The organism is Pandoraea cepalis, assembly GCF_902459665.1.
GTDB classification, from domain to species: Bacteria; Pseudomonadota; Gammaproteobacteria; order Burkholderiales; family Burkholderiaceae; genus Pandoraea; species Pandoraea cepalis.
The window spans coordinates 150,854-174,742 of record NZ_CABPSL010000003.1 but is presented as its reverse complement, the minus strand read 5'-3'; the positions used below and the strand labels follow the sequence as shown (position 1 = coordinate 174,742).

Here is a 23,889-nt window from a genome sequence, read left to right as displayed (position 1 = left end):
GGCGAGAAGCGTGCGGACGCGTGCGAATCGTACCGCACTGTGCGGCGGCCGTTGGCGGCGCGCCGAGGATCATATCGAATCCGCAATACTAAAGATTGCAACTGACGTATGAATCTCCGCGACAGTGCGATACCGGGATATCGCCCCGCCACAACGCCGTAAGGCGGCGCGGCTCAGCGTGTGCCGGTTGTGCCGGAGGCCTTGCGGGCGAGCATATCGCCGGCATTGGCGATAATGCCCGCGCCACCGCTTTGCTGTGCCACGCTATCGAGCTTGCTGGAGATCTCGTTGCCCATGTGCTGCAGGAATTCCAGCTCCTTCGCGCCGATGCCTCCCGCGCACAGCGTGCCGCCCCAGTCGCCGTAAAGCAGCGCCACGGTCTGGTTACGTTGGCGAACTGGCAGCAGGAAGAACGACTTCACGTTCGAGAAATGCTCACGGTGCCACATCGGAATACGCGGCACGATACGCGGCTCGCGAGCGTTGTCGATCAGAATCGCGCGGCCGTTGGTCAGTGCCAGATGGAAGACGTCCGGTTCGAAGGCTTCGGGGAACGACAGGCCCAGCGCGGGCTGCACGTCGCGGCCGATGCCGAAGCGCAGCTCGAACGATTTGCCCGCCGGCACGCGCACGAAGGCCGCGCAGTTGGCGAAACCCAGCGACTGCATGATCGCTTCGAGCGTCAGGTTGAGCAGACCGACCGCGTCGGTCTCGCCCGTGGCGGCCCGCACTTCCGAGAGACCGTCTGCCAGACGTCGCGCCGAGTCCAGCGGCTTGCCCGCCGGCGGCTGGCGCGTGCTCGACGCCTTCGTGCTGATCGCAATGAATTCCTGGTGGCTCGTGTCGCGCACCATTTCTTCGCCCACGGACACCACGTCTCGCACGTCCAGCGCGAGACGGTCGGCATAGCGCTCCGCCAATTCGGCCAGACGCTCCGGGTCGGCCCCGCGCGTGAGTTCCGTCACCATCTCGTTGGACATGTTCGCCACCGCACACAGCCAATCGCTATGCGAGAGCGGGGCGTCGCCCTCCAGATCGATCGGACGCATGCTCGTCGCGATCGACTCCGGCAAGCCCCACTTGCGGGCCGCCGCTTCGGCCAACTCCGGGAACGAGATGGCGAGCACCTGTTCGCAGGCGTCGCTGTCGCTGATGCCTTGCGCTGCGGCGAGGGTCTGGATTTCCCCCCATTCGGCCGGGAAGCAATAGGTCACGAGCAGTCGTGCGACATGGTGCAGCAAGGTGCAGACTACGGCTTCCTCGCCGTCGCGAATGCCATTCTTGGCGGTGATGTCACGGGCGAATGCCCCGGCGAGCGTGGCGCGCGCAAGTTCGCGGGCCATGTCGTCGCGCTGTGCGGCGACTTCACCGAAACCCTCGAGCAGTTTCAGGCTCAGGGCGAGGTGGCCGATCGTGTCGACACCGAGAATCATGATGGCGCGCGAGACCGTCGTCACGTTGCAGCCGAACGGCGCATACATGGCGGAGTTGGCCAGGCGGATCACTTTCTGGGTGAGGGCGAAGTCGGAGAGCACCGACGCCGCCAGGTCGGCCGTGCTCGTGTTCTCGCTTTGCATGGCGCTCACGATGCCGCTGACGGAGCGCTGCAGCGACGGAAATTCGCCGCGCTCAGCCAGGCGCTGCCACAACAATTCGAGCGTTTTTTCTTTGGTCAGGCTCATGGTAGCGGGTTATCCGGTCAGTGGCCGGCATCCACATTGAGACGCCCGCTCGCAAAGGCCGCCTCCAGTTCTCCCGCAGGCAGGGCCTTCGACACCAGCCAGCCCTGGATGGAATGGCAGCCGCGCTCGATCAGCATCTGCCGTTGTTCTTCTGTCTCGACCCCTTCGGCGACCGCCGACAGCCCCAGCTCACGCGCCAGTCCCAGGACTGCCGTCACAATCGTACGGTCATTCGATGACGTGGGCATGTCTTTCACGAAGCTGCGGTCGATCTTGAGCGCGGAGAGCGGGAAACGCTTGAGGTATCCCAGGCTCGAGTAGCCCGCGCCGAAATCGTCGACGGAGAAGCGCACGCCCAGCGTTTGCAACTCGCGCAGCACCAGATTGGCCTGTTCCGGGTCGCGCATCAGGACGCTCTCGGTAATTTCGAGCACCAACCGGTGCCCTTCCACGCCCGAATCGGCAATCGCTTGCCAGACCAGGCTCGGGAACGACGGATGGTGAAATTGCTGTGCCGAGACGTTGACCGACATGTACAGCCCGTCGAGCCGGGTGCGATCCCAGCGCGCGAGCTGCATGCAGGCGGCGCGTAACGCCCAGCCGCCCAGCAGGTTGATCAGGCCATTGGCCTCGGCCAGCGGAATGAATTCGTTCGGTGACACCGGGCCGAGCGCGGGATGCCAGCGCATGAGCGCCTCGACACCCTTCACGTTCAGCGAGATCGGATCGCAGATCGGTTGATAGTGCAGGCTGAATTCGCCATTGTGAATCGCCTCGAACATTGCCGATTCGAGCGAGAACGCCTTGCGGTGCAAGTCGCCCAGATCGTCCGTATAGACGAACAGGCCGTTACGGCCGCGATCCTTCGCGCAGTACATGGCGGCGTCGGCGTGCTTGATCAGCAGGCCGGCCGAGTCGCCATGGCGGGGATAAAACGACACGCCGATGCTCGTGGTGAGGTGCAGCAACTTGTCGCCAATCTGGAACGGTTGCTGCACCGCCGAGAGCAGGCGCTTCATGATGCCGCCAAGCGCCTGTTCGTCGTCGCAGCCGGGCAGCACGAGCACGAACTCGTCGCCGCCCATGCGCGCGGCCATGTCCGTCTCGCGGATCTGCGCGATCAGGCGTTGGCCGGCGTCGCACAGGAGCTGATCGCCCACGTCGTGGCCGAGCGAGTCGTTGACTTTCTTGAAGCCGTCCAGGTCGAGCAGGGCGACGGCAAAGTTCGGCCCGCCTTCACGCGCGTGCTGGATGGCTTCGGTAATGCATTGATGAATGTACTGACGATTCCCCAGCCCGGTCACCGCATCACGCACCGCCAGATCGGACAGGCGCGCTTCGTTTTCCTTGAACGCGGTGATGTCCTCGCCGTGCACGACGAACGTTGCGCTCGTTCCGGCGATACGGGGCGTGTACTGGGCAATGCGCAGACGCATCCAGACCCGGTCCGTCAGACCGCGCAGCAGGCGCACGGTGCACTGCTGGGGACCGAGCATCTGGGCGGCGGAGAAGGCATCCTGCAGCGTCGGCACATCTTCGATACCGGTCAGCTCGAAGAGCGTGGCGTGATCGGTGTACTCGCGCGAATATTCCAGCAGGCGCAGGGAGGCTTCGGCAATGAAAAGGAAACGGCCGTCGGCAGCAACGTGCGCCGAAAGGCCGCCGGTCAGCTCGACCAGCGCCCGGGACAATGCCGGGGCCGGCACCGCGGCGTGAGCCTCGGCGATTGCCGATGCCAGGGTCGAAGGTTCGACCAAAGGGACGCCGGCGGGGAGTCGATCTGAACTCATTGTTGTTGTCTGTGCATGCATCACGTCGAGCGCGCTGCGACCCATGTGCTTCCCCGTTCAGGCAAACGCGCTCATGGCCGAACCTTGGTCCGGCAGGTGTCCGATGGATTGTGGGCCATTATAGCCAAAGACGCCAGCGAATTTGGTAGCGGGAATCCCCGATTCATGCCACTTTCCACACGTTTTCTCGTGTAGGTTTTTTTCTGACAAGGCGATCGGGGATTATTCCTGCGCGGCGGCTGGCCTGTAGCCGGTATTTCCTCGGAATTGCCCGTCAGATGGCACTTCCGCACATCGGGACATTCACTGGCGCGATTTTCCCGTGGGCGTCTCGTGCGCGAGCGACCAGGCGATGCAGGCACGCGCGAGGGCGGCCGAGGCGTCCAGGCCGAAGCGGCCCAGCGGTGTTTCACAGGTGGCCAGCGCCACCGGGATTTCCGTACAGCCGAGAATGACGCGTTGCGCGCCGGCTGCCAGCAGGGTCTCCATCGCCATGGCCAGGGCCTCGCCGCCGCGACGATTCTCCCCGGCCTTGGTCAGCCGGATGCCTTCGTTCACGAGCGCCTGGTGCGCAAGCGGTTCGGCAAGCTGAACGAAACGATAGCCCAGCGCTTCGAGCCGTGGCCGGTAGACGTTGGCGTGGTGGGTGCCTTCGGTGGCCATCAGGCCGATGAGCGCGCCCGGCGCGACGCATTGGGCCAGTTCGCCCGCGACGGCTTCGACCACATCGAGCACCGGCAGCCGGGTGCGATGACGCAGTGCGTCAAGCCAGGCATGGGCCGTGTTGCAGGCAATGGCAATGCAGCCAACGCCGGACTGCTCCAGCGCGTGAACGCCGTCGAGCATACCGTCCAGCGGTGAAGCACCGTCGCGCAATAGCGCCTCGGTGCGGTCGGGGATCTGGGGAACCGAGTAGAGAATGAACGGGATGTGATCCTGATCGCGGTGGGCCGGATGTTGATCGACGATCTTGCGGCAGAGGTCGATGCCGGCGGCGGGGCCCATGCCGCCGAGGATGCCGAGCGTGGCGTGCGAGTTCATGGTGATGACCATCATTCAACGGGAACGGCAAACATCGGGATCGCGCGCGAGGGCAGGGGCCGTGGCCCCGCCCCGCACGGCGTCCGACAGGATCAGTCGTAAGCCTTGGTGATCGGATCCTTGAACATGGCACGCATTTCCGCCGTCATCGGATAGTGCATATTCTGGTTCTTCGGCGGCACCGGTTCCATGAACCACTTGTTGTACAGCTTCTCCATCTCGCCGGACTTCTCCATCTTGGCGATGACCGAGTCGACGACCTTCGTGAACGCCGGATCATCGTGGCGCAGCATGCATGCATAGTTTTCGAACTGGAGGTTCGGACCGACGACTTCGTAGCCCTTGGCTTCGTCGGCCGACAGGGCGGCGCGCTGGCCGTAGAGCAGCGGCTCGTCCATCACGAAGGCCACCGAGCGGCCTTGCTTGACGGTCAGGAAACCGTCCGAGTGATCCTTCGTCTGAATCAGGTTGAAGCCGATCTCACCCTTCTTGCCCGAGAGAATCCGATCGGCGGTCGTGCCGGCGGTCGTCGCGATCGTCTTGCCCTTCAGGCTGTTCAGATCGGTGATGCCCGAGCCCGACTTGGCGATCATCTTGATCGAGTACAGGAAGATGTTGTGCGAGAAGCCCACTTGCTTCTCGCGCTCGAACGTGTGCGTGGTCGAGCCGCATTCCAGGTCGATCGTGCCGTTCTGCACCAGCGCGATACGGTTCTGCGACGTGATCGGCGTCTCCGTGACCTTCAGGTTCGGCAGGTTCAGGTCTTTCTTGACGGCGTCGACGATCTTGAGCGCAATTTCCTGCGAGTAGCCGATCGTCTTGCCGGCGTTGTCCGTGTACGAGAATGGAATCGACGACTCCCGCACCCCAAGCGCGATCACGCCGGTGTCCTTGATCTTCTTGAGCGTGCCGGTCAGTTCCTGCGCGCTCGCGGTGTGCGCGAACAGGGCGGCGGCGGCGCTGACGAGCAGCAGGGGAGCAAACAGCTTCTTCATGGTCTCTGTCCTATCGGAAGTGAATGGCACGGTGGTCCGCGCCGTTGGTATGTCAACTGCCAAAAACACTGGTACAACCCGACACGTCTTTCCGCTGTTCCCCACGGAAACGACGCCCCGCAATATCCCGTAACGCCCCGTGTCATGACGGCGATCGACCCGGGAGGCCGGCTATGTTCGATCAACGCGATTCACGCGGCCAGCCGGGCAAACCCTGCCAGATCGACCGCGGGACGCTTGCCGCCGATGGCATCGGCAATCACGCGCGCCGCGCCCATCGACAACGTGAAGCCCAATCCGCCATGGCCAACGTTCAGCCACAAATTGTCCAACGTATCCGCGCGCTGGAGGATCGGGCGGCCGTGCGGCGTGGCCGGTCGCATACCGGTCCATTCCAGCGGGGGCCGCTCGCCGGCCAATGCGGGAAACAACGCCGCCGAGAGCGTGCGCAGCGCCTGGATGCGCCGGGCCGCGATGCGATAGTCGTACCCCACGAGGTCGGCCATGCCCGCCACTCGCAGATGCTCGCCGAGGCTGGCGTAGACGACCTTGTTGTCGGCGTCCGTCACCGATACCTGCGGGCGCGCGTCGACCGGGGCGTGGCGATACGTCAGGCTGTAGCCCTTGAGCGGGTAAAGCGACACCGACTCACCGACCTTGTGCAGCAACGGCATCGCCGCCAGGCCGTTGGCGACGACACAGGCATCGACGGCCACGTCGCCCATGCGTGTGCGAATCGACCGCACCGTGCCGCCACGCACATCGAAGCCGGTCACTTCGCGTTCATACAGCAACGTGCCGTCGGCGTGCGCACCGACGATCCGCGCCAGTTCCATGCATAACGACTGGCAGTCCCCGGTGCCTTCGCCCGGCGTGTGAATGCCGCCGGCCAGCTCACCGGCGATCGTCGCCAGGGCGGGCTCCAGCATGGCGCATGTCGCGGCGTCGACCCGACGCTGTGTGTAGCCGAGTCCGTTGGCCAGTTCGATCGAGCGTTCGGCGGCGGCGAGCTTGTCCGCATCGCGGTACACCACGAGCTTGCCGCTCAGACGGTAATCGAACGACACCGATTCCCGCGCCAGAAATTCCTGCATTACCGCGCGGCTGTGCAGGCCGAGCGAGAGCAAACGCAGTGTGGAGCTGGCGTTCGCCTGCGCATTGCAATGCTTGACGAATGCGATCGACCAGCGCCAGAAGTCCGGATCGAACGACGGCTTGATTCTCAGCGGCCCGGTGCGAGAGAACAGCAGCGAGGGCAACTGCGAAAGTACGCCGGGGGCGGCCAGTGGCGACACGTACCCGTAGCTCAGTTGGCCACCGTTGGCGAAACTTGTCGCCAGACCCGGACCGCGTCCGGCGTCGATGACCGTGACCGCATGGCCTGCGCGCAGCAGTTCATACGCGCTGGCGAGGCCCACGATGCCTGCCCCGATGACTCCAATATGCATAGCGATGAATGACAACCAAAAACGTCAGGGAATGCAAGGCGGGAAAATATTCGGCGTGGAGAGCGAGGCCTCGCGGCCGTGTTTTCCCCCTACCTTTGCTACGCAGTGTAGGGCGAGAAAATTCGGTAACCTATGCGGATTTGAGGCAGCATATGTCTTTTGGCTATAGGGTCGGCACCACCGCCGATCCGCTTTCCGCGACACGGGGACGACGTCAGGCATGAAATTGCGGCATATCGAGACGTTTCGCGCAGTGGTACTGACGGGCTCGGCCAGCGGCGCCGCGCAATTGCTCAACGTGTCGCAACCCGTCGTCTCGCGCGTATTGCAACATGCCGAACAGCAACTCGGCTTCAAGCTGTTCGACCGCGTCAAGGGCCGACTCGTGCCGACGGCCGAAGCGCGTCGCCTCTATCCCGATGTCGAACGCATCTTCAGTGATCTGGAACGCCTGCGTACCACGTCGCGCAATCTACGCCAGCATGGCGTGGGTCATCTGCGCATTGCCGCGACACCGAGTCTTGCGCAGAGCCTGTTGCCTGCGGCTATCGAGCGCATGCGGCGCGCGCATCCAGACGTGGTCTTCGAACTCATTACGCACCACACGACCGAGATGATCACGGCGATCCTCACGTCGTCGGTCGACGTGGGCATCGTGTCGGCCCCGCCGATGGCGGCCGGCATCGTGAGCCGTCCGGTGGCGCAGGGGCATATTGTGCTGGCGGTGCCCGCGGCGTGGCCGAAGCTCTCGCGACGGGGGCCGGCCAGTGCCGATGCGCTCGCCGGGCGCGATCTCATCAAGCTGCACGATGACACGCCGCTCGGTGCCCTGATCAACGAGCGTCTGGAGCAGACCGAGTTGCTGCAGGACGCCGAAGTGATGGTGCAGACCTATTCGCTCGCGGCGGCGCTCGTCGAGCACGGTCTGGGCTACGCGCTGCTCGATCAATTCACGGCGGCCAGTGCCCATGAGCAGGCGCAGCGCCTGTATCGCGTGGCTCCGGCCATCGAATTTCCGGTGGAGATGTTGCGGCCGTCGCATGAACCCGAGTCGGTGCTTGCCGACACCCTGCGGCGGCATCTGGCGGACGTGGCCAGCGAACTCAGCACGCGAGCCGAGGCGTTGTGCGAAGGGCGCGAGATCGTTCTGGCGCCGGGAACGGACATCGACGAGCCGTAAGCGTGCCGGCAGGACTCACCGGCAGCCGGGCTCGCTCTTCACTTCGAAATAGGTAAACGGTTGCGGCTGGAGCTTGCCGGCCAGCGACGGATAGTTCGCCTGCACGAAGCGCCGCGCGCCCGCCATGTCGAACTCGGTGCGCAGCCAGAGCTTGCCGTCGTGGCTATCGAGCATCAGGGTGCCCGCGTAGATCACATCGCCCCGCTGGACCTGCACCGTTGGCACCTTGCGGCCCTTGCAATAGCGAAAGCGATAACTCTTGTCGGCCGGCGTGAATTCCATCGGACCGAAGCGCTCGTTGCGCATGAGCGGCGAGACGCGCATCGCCACGAAGCCACGCGTCGGCGGATTGCTGTTGAGTGTGCGCGTGACCTTGCCGCCGACGATGCCATTCACTGTCTGTGAGAAGTCGGAGTAATTCCACGGCCCCCAGGTGCTTTGCAGTGGCGTGTCGAGGCCAACGATGACGATCGCGTACTCGTCGAGCGTGTCTTCGGTGAGGACAGGGTTGGGCGGCACGCCCTGGGTGCTGCAGGCCGTCAGCCAGCCTGCGGCAAGCGCGGCGAGCGCCGAGCATCGCGCACGGCGCGCGACGGGAGAGAACCACAGGGTACGCAGTGACCTCATTGCAGCCTCCTTGCCGCGCGCGGCGCGCAGGGGACGATCCGAAAACGGCGTCGGACGCCGGCGTCTGACCCGCCCTTAATCCTGCAGGAATCTTACCTTGACCTTGCGGCCCTTGACGCGGCCGTCGGACAACTTGCGCAACGCCACCGGGGCGATGTCGCGCTCCACCGCAATATACGTGAAGTTATCCAGAACGTTGATTTTTCCGATCTGGCTGGCGGCAAAGCCGGCTTCGCCGGTGAGGGCGCCGAGCACGTCGCCCGGGCGGATTTTGTCTTTCTTGCCGCCCAGCATCTGGAGCGTGACCATTGGCGGCAGCAGGTGCCCGCCGCCCGACGGCGTGAGTTCCTCGAGCTTGTGCCACGGCACTTCGTGGCCCAGCGCCGCTTCGAGGTTACCCACGCGGCCCATCTCGTTCATGCTTGCCAGGCTGAAGGCCCAGCCCGCTTCGTCGGCGCGGCCCGTGCGGCCGATGCGGTGCACATACACCTCGGGGTCGGGTGTCACATCGACGTTGATCACGGCTTCGAGTTGCGTGATGTCCAGCCCGCGAGCGGCCACGTCGGTGGCGACCAGCACCGAGCAACTGCGGTTCGCGAACTGGATCAGCACGAGGTCGCGCTCGCGCTGCTCCAGCTCGCCGTGCAGCGTCAGGGCGTGAAAACCTTCGGCGCGCAGCACGTCGGTCAGATCGCGGCATTGCGCTCGCGTATTACAGAACGCGATGGTGCTGACCGGCCGGAAATGATCGAGCAACTGGCCCACGGCGTGCAGACGTTCCTCTTCGCGCACTTCGTAGAAGCGTTGGCGAATCTTGCTGGCGTCGTGCTTCTCTGTCAGACGAATTTCGCGCGGCGTGCGCAGCAGGCGTTGTGCGAGCTTCGCGATGCCCTCCGGGTACGTGGCGGAGAAGAGCAGCGTCTGGCGCGAGGCGGGCGTTTGACGCGCGACCGTGGCGATGTCGTCGAAAAAGCCCATGTCGAGCATGCGATCGGCTTCGTCGAGCACCAACGTCTTGATCCCGGCGAGCGAGAGCGTGCCGCGCTCCAGGTGATCCATGATGCGGCCCGGCGTGCCGACGACCACGTGCGCGCCGTGGGCGAGGCTTTCCGCCTGCGGACGCAGCGGTGCGCCGCCGCACAGCGTCAGGATCTTGATGTTGTCTTCGGCGCGCGCGATGCGTCGCACTTCCTGCGCCACCTGCTCGGCGAGTTCTCGCGTGGGGCAGAGCACGGCGGCCTGCACCGCGAAATCGCGGGCATCGACGCGCTGGAGTAGGCCGAGCGAGAATGCGGCGGTCTTGCCGCTGCCGGTCTTGGCCTGGGCGATGAGGTCGTGCCCGGCGAGCATATCGGGGAGCGACGCCTGCTGAATGGGCGTCATCGAGACGTAACCCAGCCGTGCGAGGTTCTCCTGCATGGCAGGCGAGAGCGGCAGGCTCGAGAAGGGGGCGCTGTCAGTGCGCGAATCGGTGGCTTTTGAGTTCATGCGCAATTATACCGGGCCGACCGGGGCCGACCGGGGTGGGCGCCGACGCGAGGTTAGGGATCGCGCCGTTGCCAGTCCGGGGCCGCCGGGCGTAGCATGGCTTTGCTTGTCGATGTCTCGTCCATTCCCGCAGAGGTTGCCCATGCCTGTGAATCCGGAAGAGAAAGTCCGCCAGCATATGGCGGAAGTCGTCGCGATGGCCCGTGAGCGTGCGCCCGACGTGGTCGCGCTGTTCGAGCCCTTCGTGCGGCATTACTACGGTCTGGCCGATGCCGAGGACGTTGTCTCGCGCAGTGTCGACGACCTGTATGGCGCGGCGATGGCGCATTGGCAACTCGGCCAGAAGTTCGTCAGCGGCGAGCCACGCATCCGCATCTACAACCCCACGCTCGATCAGCATGGCTGGCATTGCAGCCATACGGTCGTCGAGATCGTCAACGACGACATGCCGTTTCTCGTCGATTCGGTGACGATGGAGATCAACCGGCAGGGGCTCGCACTGCACTCCGCGTTTCACCCGGTCTATCGCATCAAGCGCGACGGCGCGGGCAAGCGCCTCGCCGTGTCGCCAGGCGGTGGCCTTGGGCAGCCGGTGTCCGCGGGCGAGCGAGTGACGGGCGATAACGGTGATGGCGGCGATAGCGGCAATAGCGGCAATAGCGGCAATAGCGGCACCAAAGGGGTGAACGGCGTGAACGGCGGCGACGTCGGGGCGCTGCTGGCGTCGGGCGCGACGGCGCAACGGGCGGGCGATGCGAGCGCCGACGGCGGCCGCTTCGAGTCGTATATCCACATCGAAGTCGACCGATTTTCCGAGCCGGACCGCATTCAGGCACTGGCTGACGGATTGCAGCGCGTGCTTGGCGACGTACGCGCGGCGGTCGAAGACTGGCGCGCGATGCAGGCGGCCGCGCATGCGGCCATCGAGTCCCTTCGGCAGCGGGCCGAACAAACGAGCGTGAGCCCGCCGGAGCGTGTGGAGATTGACGAAGCGCAGGCGTTTCTCGACTGGATGCTTGCCCGGCATTTCACGTTCCTCGGTTATCGCGATTACGCGCTGGTCGTGCGCGACGGCGAGCACTACCTGCAAGGCGTGGCGGGCACGGGGCTTGGCGTATTGCGCGAGGCCCGCCGCGATGCCAGCACCCCCGACGAGACGCGCCTGTCGCCCGGGGCCATTGGCGTGGCCCAGACGAGTACGCCGATCTTTTTGACCAAGGCCAATTCGCGGGCGAGCGTCCATCGTCCCGGCTATCTCGATTACGTAGGCGTCAAATGCTTCGATGCGCAGGGGCGCGTGTGCGGTGAGCGGCGCTTCCTCGGGCTTTACACGTCGAACGTCTACATGGTGCCCGCCGACGAAATTCCGCTCGTACGACGCAAGGTCGCCGAAGTGATCGGGCGCACGGGCTTCCTGCCCAACGGGCATCTGGCCAAGACGCTTGCGACGATCCTCGAACAATATCCGCGCGACGAACTTTTTCAGATCGACGTCGATCCCCTGGCCAATATCGCGCTGGGCATTCTGCGACTGCAGGAGCGTCAGCGCACGCGCCTGTTCGTGCGGCGCGACCGCTTCGATCGCTTTGTATCGTGCCTCGTCTTCGTGCCGCGCGAGAAATTCAACACCGATCTGCGCGTGCGCGTGCAGAACTTGTTGCAGGCGGCGTATCACGGGACCAGTGTTGAATTCACGCCGCAGCTCTCCGAGTCGATGCTCGCGCGCATTCACATCACCGTGCGGACCGAGCCGGGCAATGTGCCGGATGTCGATGTCAACGATCTGGAAGCGCGCATCGTCGAGGCGACCCGCCGGTGGCAGGACGATCTGTCCGACGCGCTGCGCGAGCAGTTTGGCGAAGAGCGTGGCACGCGCGCACTGCGGCGGTACGCGCAGGCGTTCCCCGCGGCGTATCGAGAAGATTACGCCGCGCGCATGGCGGTGCGCGACGTCGAGTTGATCGAGCCGCTGCTGAGCGTCGGACACGCGGTGTCGGTCGAGGCTTCCGACGCCACGCCGCTGGCCATGCAGCTCTATCGGCCGCTGGAGGCCGCGCCCGGCACGCTGCGCTTCAAGATCTATCAGGCGGGCGAGCCCATCGCGCTCTCGCGCAGCCTGCCGATGCTCGAACACCTCGGTGTGCGCGTCAACGACGAGCGCCCCTATCGGATCGAACCGGCCGACACCGGCGTTGTCTGGATGCACGACTTCGGCATGACCAGCCTCGATGGCGCGGATGTCGACCTGGAGAATGTCCGCCTGCGCTTCGAGGAGGCGTTCGCGCGCATCTGGGCGGGCGACGTTGAGAACGACGACCTCAACCGGCTGGTCTTGCGCGCCGGACTGACGTGGCGCGAAGTCCGCATTTTGCGCGCCTACGCGAAGTACATCCGCCAGGTGGGGTCGACCTTCAGCAATGCGTATATCGAGAATGCGCTGACCGGAAATCCGTCGATTTCGGGCATGCTCGTGCGGTTGTTCCTGGCCCGCTTCGATCCGGGGCTGGCGGCGCAGGCTCGCGCATCGCAGGCGGAGCGGCTACGGGCGCAAATTCACGCGGCGCTCGAAGACGTTCCCAACCTCGACGAGGATCGCATCCTGCGTCAGTTCCTTGGCGTGCTCGAAGCGACCTTGCGCACCAATTACTTCCAGACGGGCAAGGACGGCGTGACGCAGAAGCGCTATCTGTCGTTCAAGTTCGATCCGTCGAAGGTGCCGGGTCTGCCCGAGCCGAAGCCGATGTTCGAGATATGGGTGTATTCGCCGCGCGTGGAGGGCGTGCATTTGCGAGGAGGGCGTGTGGCGCGGGGTGGCTTGCGCTGGTCGGATCGCCGCGAAGACTTCCGCACCGAGGTGCTGGGTCTCGTCAAGGCGCAGATGGTGAAAAACACCGTCATCGTGCCGGTCGGCTCGAAGGGCGGGTTCGTGGTGAAGCAACCGCCATCGCCAGGCGACCGGGATGCCTATCTGGCCGAGGGGGTGGCGTGCTACCAGACATTCCTGCGCGGGCTGCTGGATCTGACCGACAACTACGTCGACGGCCAATTGGTGCCCCCGTCGCAGACCGTGCGTATCGACGGCGACGACCCGTATCTCGTCGTCGCGGCCGACAAAGGGACGGCGACTTTTTCCGATTACGCCAACGCCATTTCGGCGGAGTACGGATTCTGGCTCGGCGATGCCTTTGCGTCGGGCGGCTCGGTCGGCTACGATCACAAGAAGATGGCCATCACGGCGCGCGGCGCGTGGGAGTCCGTCAAGCGGCATTTCAGCGAGATGGGCGTCGACACCCAGACGCAGGACTTCACCGTGGTGGGTATCGGCGATATGTCGGGCGATGTCTTCGGCAACGGCATGTTGCTCTCGAAACACATCCGGCTCGTGGCCGCGTTCGACCATCGGCACATCTTCCTCGACCCCACGCCCGATGCTGCAACGTCGTTTGCCGAGCGCGAGCGCCTGTTCCAACTGCCGCGTTCCAGCTGGGCCGACTACGATACGCGGTTGATTTCGGCGGGCGGCGGCGTGTTCCCGCGTACGGCCAAAGCGATTGTGCTCTCTGCGCCGGTGAGGGAACTGATCGGCACCGAGGCCACGGAGATGGCGCCGAACGACCTGTTGCGGGCGTTGTTGAAAGCGCCGGTCGATCTGCTGTACAACGGCGGCATTGGCACGTACGTCAAAGCGAGCACCGAGACGCATGCGCAGGTGGGCGATCGTGCCAACGACGGCTTGCGCGTGAATGGCGCGGAACTGCGTTGCAAGGTCGTGGCCGAGGGCGGCAACCTTGGGCTGACGCAGCTCGGGCGCATCGAGTACGCGCAGCATGGCGGTCGCATCAATACCGATGCCATCGACAATTCGGCCGGTGTCGATTGTTCCGATCACGAGGTCAACATCAAGATTCTCCTGGGCCTGGTGGTGACGGACGGCGAGATGACACTGAAGCAGCGCAACACGTTGCTCGCGGAGATGACCGAGGAAGTCGGCATTCTTGTGTTGCGCGACAACTATTTGCAGACGCAGGCGCTCTCACTGGGCCGGTTGCGAGCGGTGGCGTCGCTCGACGACGAGACGCGCTTCATGCGGTACCTGGAGCGCGCACAGCGGCTCTCGCGCACCATCGAGTTCCTGCCCGACGACGAAACACTTGACGCGCGGCGTGCGTCCGGCGCGGGGCTGACCTCCCCCGAACGCGCGGTCCTCATGGCCTACAGCAAGATGTGGCTCTACGACCTGCTGCTGGCAAGCGATCTGCCCGACGCCGATTTTGTTGCCGACGAATTGCCGTCGTACTTTCCCAAGCCGCTCGCGAGCCGATGCGGCGCGGCGATGTTGCGTCATCCACTCAAGCGGGAAATTCTCGCGACGATGCAGGCCAATGCGCTCGTCAACCGGGCGGGGGTCACGTTCGTGCATCGACTCAGCGAGGAAACGGGCGCTGAGCCGGCCGACGTCGTGCGGGCCAGTCTGGCGGCACGGGGGGCCTACGACCTCGACACGTTGTGGGGCGAGATCGATGCGCTTGACGCGCGCGTCTCGCACGAAACGCAGGCCTCGCTCTTTGCCGCGATTGCGCAGTGGCACGAACACGCCACCCTATGGTTCTTGCGGCGGCGTGTGGCCGACGTGCCGCAGACGCTCGAGCGTCTGCGCGCTGTGCTCACGCCCATCCTGCCGACACTGGACACCCTGGTCAGCGGCGCGGCCGCCGATGACGCGCGGGCCAGATGCCAGACCATGATCGATGCGGGCGTGCCGCCGTTGCTTGCACAAACGGCCGCGGGCGTCGGCGCGCGGGTGGCGTTGCTCGACATCGCCGAAGTGGCGAGCAGCAGCGGGTGCGAACCGTCGCTGGCCGCGCAGGTGTATTTCGCCCTCGACGCACCGCTTGGCTACGCTTGGCTCCAGGCGGGGGTGCTCGGCCTGCCGATGCAGACGCACTGGCAGCGCCTCGCGCGGGCCACCTTGCTGGAAGAATTGTCGGTATTACGGCGACGCCTGACGGCGAGCGTGCTGGCGGGCGGCGAGGCGGTGCTTGATCCGGTGCATGCCGGCGAGCCAGCCGACCCAAGCCCGGCGGGCAAGCGCGTCGCCCACTGGGAGACGTTGCACGCAGACGCGCTCGCGCGCTACCACCGTGTGCTGGCCGACCAGGTCGCGGCCGGTAACGCCGACCTGGCCATGTTGTCGGTGAGCCTGAAAGCGTTGGCGGAAGTCGACCGCTGAGCCGAGCAGGACGGTCGCCCCCGAGCGCCGTGGGGGGCGTCCGCGCCGCGGCTGGCGAATACACGACGGGCTGTCGTCGAAAGCCGTCGCGGGGGCATTTTTAAGCGTTTACACAAAAGTCACGAAACCGCGTATGATCCGGGAAAACCCTAGGATTGAGTTGACCTGCGCGGATGCTTGCCCGTCGCGCGGGGTGGCGCGTCCTGGGGTTTCGTCGATTCCTGAACTCCTGCGCAATGCCCAACGACACCCGCCCTGCGAACCCACCGTTCGCCACGACGCTGCAGATCGTCTCCACCGTGTTCTTCACGTTCCTCTGCTATCTGACGATCGGATTGCCGCTCGCGGTGTTGCCGTCGTTCGTGCATGTCGATCTCGCATACAGCTCGGTCATTGCCGGCCTGGCCATCAGCGTTCAGTACCTTGCGACGCTGCTCTCGCGTCCTTACGCCGGGCGGACTGCCGACGCCTGGGGCCCGAAACGCACCGTGTTGTGCGGACTGGTGGCTTGCGGTGCCTCCGGGTTGCTCGTGGCCTTGGGCGGTGTGTTTTCCGGCGTGCCGTGGTTGGCGCTCCTCACGCTGATTCTTGGACGTCTTGTGCTTGGCTTTGGTGAGAGCTGGGTGTCGACGGGCGCGATCATGTGGGGCATCGGCCAGGTGGGTCCGTCGCACACTGCACGCGTCATCTCATGGAACGGCGTGGCAACCTACGGCGCGCTTGCGCTGGGCGCACCGCTTGGCGTTGCACTCGACAATGCGTATGGCATCCAAGTACTTGGCGCGGCGATTGCGCTGGCGGGCGTCGCTGGCCTGCTGCTCGCGCGCATGAAGCGTGCGACGCCGGTCATCCATGGAGAACGTCTCGCATTCCGCGCCGTGCTCGGTCGCGTGTTGCCGTTCGGCATGGGGCTTGCGCTGGGCTCCATCGGTTTTGGTGCCATCTCCACGTTCATCACGCTTTACTATGCAAGCCATCACTGGGACAACGCTGCACTGGCGTTGACCGCGTTCGGCGTGTGCTTCATGGGCGTACGACTGCTCTTTGGCAGCAGCATCGGGCGCTTCGGCGGCTACCGTGTGGCCATGATGTCATTCACGCTCGAGGCCTTCGGCCTGATCGTGCTCGGGATCGCGCCTACGGGATTCACGGCGTTGCTCGGCGCGGCGCTCTCCGGCGCGGGGTTCTCGCTCGTGTTCCCGTCGTTGGGCGTGGCGGCCGTCAATCTGGTTCCGGCACAGAACCGGGGTGCGGCACTGGGGGCGTACTCCGTCTTCCTCGATGTTGCGCTTGGCGTGACCGGACCGGTGGCGGGTCTGATCGTCGGGGCTTACGGCTATGCCGAGGTCTACCTGTGTGCATCAGTGGCTGCGGTGGCGGCCGTCTTGCTCACGCTATGGATGGCGCGAGCCGAGCAGGCGCGCGACGCCGACAAGAAAGCCGTACAGACGGCGTAATCGCTGGCGGCGGGGTCAGTCGGTCGCCACCGTCTCCAACGTCGCCCGCTGCTGCGCCGCGACAATCGCGGCGAGCCGCTGGATCAGGCCGGGGATGCGTGCCGCGTCCGTATCGCCATAGCCGATCACCAGACCGTTATCCGTGGGGTGTGGATCGAGTGCAAAGCTCGACAGGGCGCGGGGGCCGATGCCTTCGCGCTGCGCGGCGGTCACGATCGCCTTGTCCGGGAATGAGGGATCGAGCCGCACCGTCAGGTGCAGGCCGCAGCGCTCGCCAATCACCGCATACGCCGGGTCGAAGTGGGTGGCCAGCGCGTTGCGCAAAGCCGTCTGACGTTCCCGATACAGCCGTCGCATGCGACCCAGATGCCGTGCAAACTGGCCGCTGCGGATGAATTCCGCCAGTGCCAGTTGTTCGAAGCGATGCCCGCCGCGCAAGAGTTCGTCGAGGGCGTCGCGGGCTTGCGCGGCGAGCGTGGTCGGCAGAATCAGAAAGCCCAGGCGCAGCGCGGGAAACATCGTCTTGCTGAACGTCCCCACATAGACAACGGGGGCGTTGGCCACCATCCCCTGCATCGCGGCGATCGGTTCGCCTTGATGGCGAAACTCGCTGTCGTAATCATCTTCCAGAATCCAGGCGCCGTGACGCCGTGCCTGCGCGATCAGATCGAGGCGGCGCGAGGCCGACAGCACACTGCCGAGCGGATACTGATGCGACGGCGTGACATACACCAGTCGTGGCGGCGAGCGTTCCCACTGTCCTTCCGGAATCACGACCCCCTCATCGTCGACGCGCAGCGCGTGAAGACGAACATCGGCCGAATGGAAAGCGGCCTTCGCGCCGCGATAGCCTGGGTCTTCCATCCACACCGTATCGCCGGGATCCGTGAGCAGCCGGACGCAGAGAATCAGCGCCTCGTGGGCGCCTTCCGTGATCACGACTTGCGACGCATCGCAACGCACGCCGCGCGAGATCCGCAAGTGTGCGGCAATGGCGTCTCGCAGCGCGGGTTCGCCGAGGGGATCGCCGTAGTGATAGTGGCGGGGTTGGGCTTCACGCATGACGCGTTCGAGCGTGCGTCGCCAGGTACTGGTGGGAAAGTGGGTGAGTGCGGGAACCCCGGGCGTAAACGGCAGGGGCGACTCGTCGGCGCGGGCGGCGTGGCGCGTCGCGGGCAAGCGTTGGATGCGGCGCGAGGCGAGTGGTGTTGGGGGACCGTCGGGGGCGCTGGGGGGCGTCGCCACCGGGTCATTGGCTTTCGGCGTCCTGGCGCTGGCGGTACGTGCGGCTTTGGCGGCGAAGTGGGGATCGAGAGTGAGTTGGGCGACGCGGGTACCGAGCCGGTGGGGCACGATAAAGCCTTCGGCGGCCAGTTGGTCGTAGACGATCGAGACCGTGTTGCGTGAAATGGCGAGATCTTCGGCGAGCGTGCGCGAGGCGGGCAGACGGGCGCCGGCGGGCAAACGACCTTCGAGAATGGCGTGTTTGAGGCGGGAGAGGAGTTGTTTCTGAAGCGAGGTGCCAGCGCGCCCGGGGCCGGTCGTCAGGGGGCTGTCGAACAGTGCGGCGACGTTCTCCGGAGCAGGATCGGGAGTGCCGGGACGGGGCGCCGGTCTGGCTTGTCGAGCGGTGGAGTGAGCGTGTGGCACCATGAGATTCTCAAAGAGTGGTGCTTTTCATCGTACCACTGAGGCGATACTTTAGACGTCATGACTTGCGTGTTGCGCCAACTTCCGGAGATGAGCGAGATGACTGACGCCCCGAATTTCAACGAATACGACCAGCCGATCGGTGCAGCGCTGCCGGACTGGAAGTCGAGAGCGCAGCCGCCGCGTGCGCCGATCGATGGGCGTTACTGCCGGATCGAGCCGATCGACGTGGAGCGTCACGCGAAGGACCTGTACGAGGCGTATGCCAGCGCCGCAGACGGTCGCGACTGGACATACATGAGTGGGGGGCCGTTTCCGGATTTCGACAGCTACCACGCGTACGCGACCAGGATGGCGGCGTCCAGCGACCCGTTGCATTACGCGATCATCGATCGGGAGACGGAGCGGGCGGTGGGGACGTTGGCGCTCATGCGCATCGACGCGGTGAACGGCGTGATTGAAGTCGGGCACGTGGCGTACTCGCCGTTGCTCAAGCGCACGCGTGCTGGCACGGAGGCGCAATACTTGCTGATGCGTCGGGCGTTCGACGAGTTGGGGTATCGCCGATATGAGTGGAAATGCGACGCGCTCAATGCCCCGTCGCGGCGGGCGGCGGCACGTTACGGGTTCACGTTCGAGGGCATATTCCGTCAGGCGATCGTCTACCGGGGTCGTAGTCGCGACACGGCGTGGTTCTCGATCACGGATGGCGAATGGCCGGCCATCAGTCGGGGGTTCGAACAATGGCTTTCGCTGGAGAACTTCGACGCACAGGGCCGCCAGCGCACGGGGCTAGCCGAATTGATTTCGGCGGCGAGGGCGTGAGCGGCGGGTAGAAACAAACGGCCCGCCGGGGATGCTCCGGCGGGCCGTCACGCTATCGGGACATCGTCTCGATCAGCTCGGGAAGAACACGTACTTCAGTACGAAGAGCACGGCGATCACCCAGGCGGCCGGGTGGACATCCTTCGCGCGGCCCGTGAAGAGCTTGAGCACGGCGTACGAGATGAAGCCGAATGCCAGACCGGTGGCGATCGAATACGTGAACGGCATGGCGAGGGCGGTCAGGGCGGCCGGGGTGGCTTCCGTGATGTCGTCCCACTCCACGTCGAGCAGCTCGCGCAGCATCAACCCGGCCACGTAGAGCAATGCCGGTGCGGCCGCGTAGGCGGGCACCGAACCGGCCAGCGGCGCGATGAACAGGGCGAGGATGAAGAGCGCGGCAATCGTGAGCGCGGTGAGGCCGGTGCGTCCGCCCGCCTGCACACCCGAGGCGCTTTCCACGTAGGCCGTCGTGCTGCTCGTGCCCAACAGCGAACCGAAGAAAATCGCAATCGAATCGGCGAAGAGCGCGCGGCCGAGGCCCTTGTAGTGCGTACCTTCGAGCAGGCCGGCTCGCTTTGCCACGCCCATCAGCGTGCCCGTTGCGTCAAACACTTCCACCAGCACGAACGCCAGAATGACGTGAACGAAGCCTGCATGCAATGCGCCCGGGATGTCGAGTTTGAGGAACGTCGGGGCGAGGCTCGGCGGCATGGCGAAAACGCCCTGGAACTGATTCAGTCCCAACACCATCGAGAGCACCGTCACGGCCAGAATACCGATCAGGATCGCGCCGCGAACGCGCAGGGCGTCGAGCACGGCAATCAGGAAGAAGCCGAAAATCGCGAGCAGGGCTTGCGGGGCGTGGAGATCGCCCAGGCCGATCTTCGTTGCCGGATTGGCGACGACCACGCCGGCGTTACCGAGCGCGATGATGGCGAGGAACAGACCGATACCGGCGGCGATGGCGCATCGCAACGATTTGGGTACCCCGGCAATCAGCCAGGAACGTATGCCCGTCACCGTCAGAATGATGAACAAACAGCCTGAGATGAACACTGCCCCCAGGGCTTGCTGCCACGTGTAGCCCATCGCGCCCACGACCGTGAAGGCGAAGAAGGCGTTCAGCCCCATGCCCGGCGCCATACCGATCGGGTAGTTGGCGATGAAGGCCATCACCACCGAGCCGATCGCGGCTGCGAGACAGGTCGCCACGAACACGGCGCTCTTGTCCATGCCCGTTGTGCCGAGAATATTGGGGTTGACGAAGATGATGTACGACATGGTCAGGAAGGTCGTGAGACCCGCCACCATTTCGGTGCGTACGTTGGAGCCATGCTCCTGGAGTTTGAAGAATTTTGTCAGCAACGTGCTCTCCTTGTGCCTTTGTTATGCCGTTGTCCGTGTGCAGCGGGGGCGCGCGCATTGTACTGTGCGCGAGTCCGTGCAGCGGAGTTTCTCAGAACTTGGTTCGCATGCCCAGCCCAAAAGTATTCCCGGCCTCCAGCCCGGATACCTTGTCGTTCAGGTAGGCCACATAAAGATCGGTGCGCTTCGAGACGTTGTAGTCATAACCGACGGCCCAGGTATTTCGACTGACGTCGTTCTGGCCAGAATTTTTCGTATAGGCGTACGACGCGATCGCGCTGCCTGCGCCGAGCGGCACCGACACCCCGAACTGAGCGCCGTTGGACGTCAGATTGCCCCCGGTGATCGTGTTCTTGATGTACTGATATTGCCCGTAGAGTTTGACGACGTGAAAATCGTAAGTCAGGCCAGCCTGGAGCGCTTGCTGATTGCGAAAGCCGGTGATGCCGGCCTGATCGTCGGGCGTCGAATCGAACTTCACTTGCTGATACGCGAGCGTGGCGGCGAGCGGGCCGTGAAAATACATCGCGGCGGCGCTCCACTTGTTCTGCCCGGTCTCGCCGGCTTTGTTGCCGAAGGCATAAGACACGCTGGCCCCGAGCCCCTTGTAATCCGGCGTGGCGTACATCACGGCGTTGTTCCATCCCGAATCACCGACGATGCCTTGGCCCGCGAGGCCGAGGAACGTGTGATAGACCATCGGGCTGAACGTATACGAGTCAACGAAGGGGTTGAACAGAATCGTCGAGACGAAATACGACGTGGTAAGTCGGCCCATCGTGACCGTACCGAGCGTATTCGACTGTAGGCCGACGTAGGCATTCCGGGAGAAGAAGCTGTCGCCGGTGAAGCGTCCGTAATGTCCGGTTTGCGGCAGGAAGAAGTCCTCCAGCGCAAAGATCGCCTTGAGACCGTCGCCGAGATCTTCCGTGCCCTTCATCCCCCAGTACGACGTGGACATTCCGCCGCCGGCCTGCGTCCAGGCGCGTTCGCCGCCGGGCGTTTTGACCGCACCGGCCCAGGCGTCGACCTGACCGTAAAGCGATACGTTCGATTGCGCGTGGGCGACGCCCGCGGCTCCGCAAACCGCGAGGGCGAGCGCGCCCCGCAGCCAACCTGCTGCCTTGCTCATGACTGTGTCTCCGTCTCGTTTTGATTTATGCGTGCCTCGAACTTCGCTTCTCACCGAAGGGTGCAAGGGGGCACGCCTGAGTCATTGACACACTGACTTCACGTTGCGCGGGTATCGGTGCTGCTTTGAGGTGTGATTATTATTATCAAGATGCCGCTTGTGGCATATCACTCGGCGTTGATACTCGGTATTCCGTTGTTGGGGTGACGCTTGACCCTCGCCTCCCTCTGCGGTCGGCCGCCGGGCCGGTACCCGTTTTCGTCGCTCCACGAAATTCGCTTTGGAAAACGGGTGCCGGCCCGACGACTCGAAACACGCCAATCCATCGTCGCAACCTCCCCATCTACCCACCCCGCCACCATCACCCCCCCCACCGTCACGACGACACCGCCGCTTCATGCGCGCAGGCTCTCGCCGACCGTCCCCACGTGCTGCGCATCTGCTGGTGACGGTCGGCGAGACCCTCGACATCCCATCAGTCCCTCGCCTCGCCCAGTCCACAACGGCCGTGGCTACCGACAAAGCTGCAACACCATGCGTCCAACCAGCCCATGCATCAATTCGCGACAACATCGCAATACCCGGTGCGATCAAGTGTTTCGGCGCGGGCCTAATCAGGGAGAGAAACAGCGCGCGGCGACGACATCACGGTACCTGGCGTGGCCAAGTGTTTCAGAGTGAGCCTACTCAGGGCGAGAAAAAACTCACGACGAAGACATCACGATGCGGGCGTGGCGAAGTGCTCCGGATGCGTCCAGATGGCGCGTGAAACATTTCGCGAAGAAGTCACGAAACCGGGCATAGGGAAGTGCTTGGGGGATGGCGAGGCTCTCGACGATCGTCACCAGCAGATGCGTAGCACGTGGGGACGGTCGGCGAGAGCCTGGGCGCATGAGAAGACGGTGTCATCGTGACGACGAGGTGGGGGAATGCGGTGAGGTGGGGGCGTGGGGGAGGGGGCGACGATGTGTGGGTGCGTTTCGAGCTGTCGGGCCGGTGCCCGTTTTCCAAAGCGAATTTCGTGGAGCGACGAAAACGGGCACCGGCCCGGCGGCCGACCGCAGAGGGAGGCGAGGGTCAAGCGCCAAGCAGCACGAACAAAGCGTCGAGCAAAAATCAGCGAACCGCCCGCCAATTGGCCTGATGCGCCGTCAGCCACTTTTCGGCGAGCGAAGGATCGCCGTGCCGGTTCGGATGAAACGAAGGCGCGAGGTACTTGAGCATTGGTCCGGTGCTACGCCAGACGACCCCATCGCGCCCGAAGAACATCGTGATGAAACCCCACCACGTGCGGGGCTTGAAGAGGGTGCCGTCATGCCAGAGGTTATTGATCGTCTGCGCGTGGCTCTCTACTGCGAACATGAACAGCACGTAGAGATACGTGAGAACGCGTTGCCGTTCGCTGCCGCCGAGTGCGCGATAGAGATCGAACGCTACAGCCTTGTGCTCCGTTTCCTCGGCCGCGTGCCAGCGCCACATCAGGCGCATCTTCGGTTCGGCCTTCGCGAGCCAACGGTCGTAACGAAGGGCCCCGTCGCCGAATACCGCCGTGCAGTGCTCGTAGGCGGCCGTCACGGCCAGCATGTACATTGGCGAGAGCTTGCGGCGGCGCGCCCACTGAATGCGTGTCGTCGCCCAGTTCTCCCAGTGATTGACCAGTCCCTGCTTCGCCAATTGTGCGTTGTACTGACCATGCAGGTGCCGATGCGTCGCTTCCTGTCCGATGAACTGGGCGATGTCTGCCCGAAGCGTGTCGTAGCTCGCATCGGCGGGCAGGCGATCCATCGTGTCGCGCACCGAGTCGATGAACGATTGCTCGCCCACCGGGAAGCTCATCGACAGCGCGTTGTAATACATGGTGCGATAGGCATCGCCGCTGTGCCAATGACGCGCGAAGCCATCGGCCAGATCGACAGTCAGTTTGCGTACGGTCAGGGCAGAAATGTCGTGGCTCATGGTGTCTTGCCTCTGCGGCGATG

15 protein-coding genes are annotated in these 23,889 nt (G+C 64.6%); 4 read left to right on the top strand and 11 right to left on the bottom strand.

The window, feature by feature from the left end:
* Positions 1-173: 173 nt before the first annotated feature.
* From PCE31106_RS07000 to PCE31106_RS06980, 5 genes are all read right to left on the bottom strand, one after another.
* Positions 174-1,682 carry an HDOD domain-containing protein gene (locus PCE31106_RS07000; RefSeq protein WP_150562829.1) on the bottom strand — a complete coding sequence of 503 codons (1,509 nt, stop codon included), beginning with the start codon at positions 1,680-1,682 and terminating at the stop codon, positions 174-176.
* 17 nt (positions 1,683-1,699) lie between these two features.
* Positions 1,700-3,439, bottom strand: a complete 1,740-nt coding sequence (locus PCE31106_RS06995; RefSeq protein ID WP_017231794.1) for a putative bifunctional diguanylate cyclase/phosphodiesterase — start codon at positions 3,437-3,439, stop codon at positions 1,700-1,702.
* Positions 3,440-3,775: 336 nt separating this feature from the next.
* A complete protein-coding gene (gene cuyB, locus PCE31106_RS06990; RefSeq protein WP_174974997.1) occupies positions 3,776-4,513 on the bottom strand; it encodes a cysteate racemase in 738 nt (245 codons plus the stop codon).
* Positions 4,514-4,605: 92 nt separating this feature from the next.
* The gene (locus tag PCE31106_RS06985; protein ID WP_150562827.1) at positions 4,606-5,508 is read right to left on the bottom strand and encodes a transporter substrate-binding domain-containing protein; all 903 of its coding nucleotides are present in this window, start codon (positions 5,506-5,508) and stop codon (positions 4,606-4,608) included.
* Positions 5,509-5,699: 191 nt separating this feature from the next.
* Entirely contained in the window at positions 5,700-6,956 is a 1,257-nt protein-coding gene (locus tag PCE31106_RS06980) for a D-amino acid dehydrogenase (protein WP_150562826.1), read from the bottom strand.
* 220 nt (positions 6,957-7,176) lie between these two features.
* Here PCE31106_RS06980 and PCE31106_RS06975 point away from each other — a divergent pair, with 220 nt between their 5' ends.
* A complete protein-coding gene (locus tag PCE31106_RS06975) occupies positions 7,177-8,136 on the top strand; it encodes a LysR family transcriptional regulator (protein ID WP_017231798.1) in 960 nt (319 codons plus the stop codon).
* A gap of 15 nt (positions 8,137-8,151) precedes the next feature.
* Here PCE31106_RS06975 and PCE31106_RS06970 read toward each other — a convergent pair whose 3' ends face one another.
* The gene (locus PCE31106_RS06970; protein ID WP_017231799.1) at positions 8,152-8,763 is read right to left on the bottom strand and encodes a hypothetical protein; all 612 of its coding nucleotides are present in this window, start codon (positions 8,761-8,763) and stop codon (positions 8,152-8,154) included.
* A gap of 75 nt (positions 8,764-8,838) precedes the next feature.
* Positions 8,839-10,251 (bottom strand): ATP-dependent RNA helicase DbpA, encoded by a 1,413-nt coding sequence (gene dbpA / locus PCE31106_RS06965; RefSeq protein ID WP_026131565.1) that lies wholly within the window; start codon positions 10,249-10,251, stop codon positions 8,839-8,841.
* Between the two features lie 142 nt (positions 10,252-10,393).
* Between dbpA and PCE31106_RS06960 the strand changes: the two genes are divergently transcribed.
* Together PCE31106_RS06960 and PCE31106_RS06955 are read left to right on the top strand one after the other, a co-directional pair.
* Complete coding sequence (locus tag PCE31106_RS06960) at positions 10,394-15,481, top strand: NAD-glutamate dehydrogenase (protein WP_254440942.1); 5,088 nt, start codon at positions 10,394-10,396, stop codon at positions 15,479-15,481.
* Between the two features lie 236 nt (positions 15,482-15,717).
* Entirely contained in the window at positions 15,718-16,938 is a 1,221-nt protein-coding gene (locus PCE31106_RS06955) for an MFS transporter (protein ID WP_017231803.1), read from the top strand.
* A gap of 15 nt (positions 16,939-16,953) precedes the next feature.
* Here PCE31106_RS06955 and pdxR read toward each other — a convergent pair whose 3' ends face one another.
* Entirely contained in the window at positions 16,954-18,591 is a 1,638-nt protein-coding gene (pdxR, locus tag PCE31106_RS06950) for a MocR-like pyridoxine biosynthesis transcription factor PdxR (protein ID WP_254440941.1), read from the bottom strand.
* Between the two features lie 96 nt (positions 18,592-18,687).
* Between pdxR and PCE31106_RS06945 the strand changes: the two genes are divergently transcribed.
* On the top strand, positions 18,688-19,413 hold the full coding sequence (locus PCE31106_RS06945) for a GNAT family N-acetyltransferase (protein WP_150562825.1): 726 nt from the start codon (positions 18,688-18,690) through the stop codon (positions 19,411-19,413).
* A 72-nt stretch (positions 19,414-19,485) separates the two neighbouring features.
* Here the strand turns inward: PCE31106_RS06945 and PCE31106_RS06940 are convergent, their stop codons facing one another.
* The 3 genes from PCE31106_RS06940 to PCE31106_RS06930 form a co-directional block, all read right to left on the bottom strand.
* The gene (locus PCE31106_RS06940) at positions 19,486-20,778 is read right to left on the bottom strand and encodes an NCS2 family permease (protein WP_150562824.1); all 1,293 of its coding nucleotides are present in this window, start codon (positions 20,776-20,778) and stop codon (positions 19,486-19,488) included.
* A 91-nt stretch (positions 20,779-20,869) separates the two neighbouring features.
* Entirely contained in the window at positions 20,870-21,910 is a 1,041-nt protein-coding gene (locus PCE31106_RS06935; RefSeq protein WP_130026513.1) for a porin, read from the bottom strand.
* A 1,116-nt stretch (positions 21,911-23,026) separates the two neighbouring features.
* Positions 23,027-23,866 (bottom strand): metal-dependent hydrolase, encoded by an 840-nt coding sequence (locus PCE31106_RS06930; protein WP_017231808.1) that lies wholly within the window; start codon positions 23,864-23,866, stop codon positions 23,027-23,029.
* Positions 23,867-23,889 lie beyond the last annotated feature (23 nt).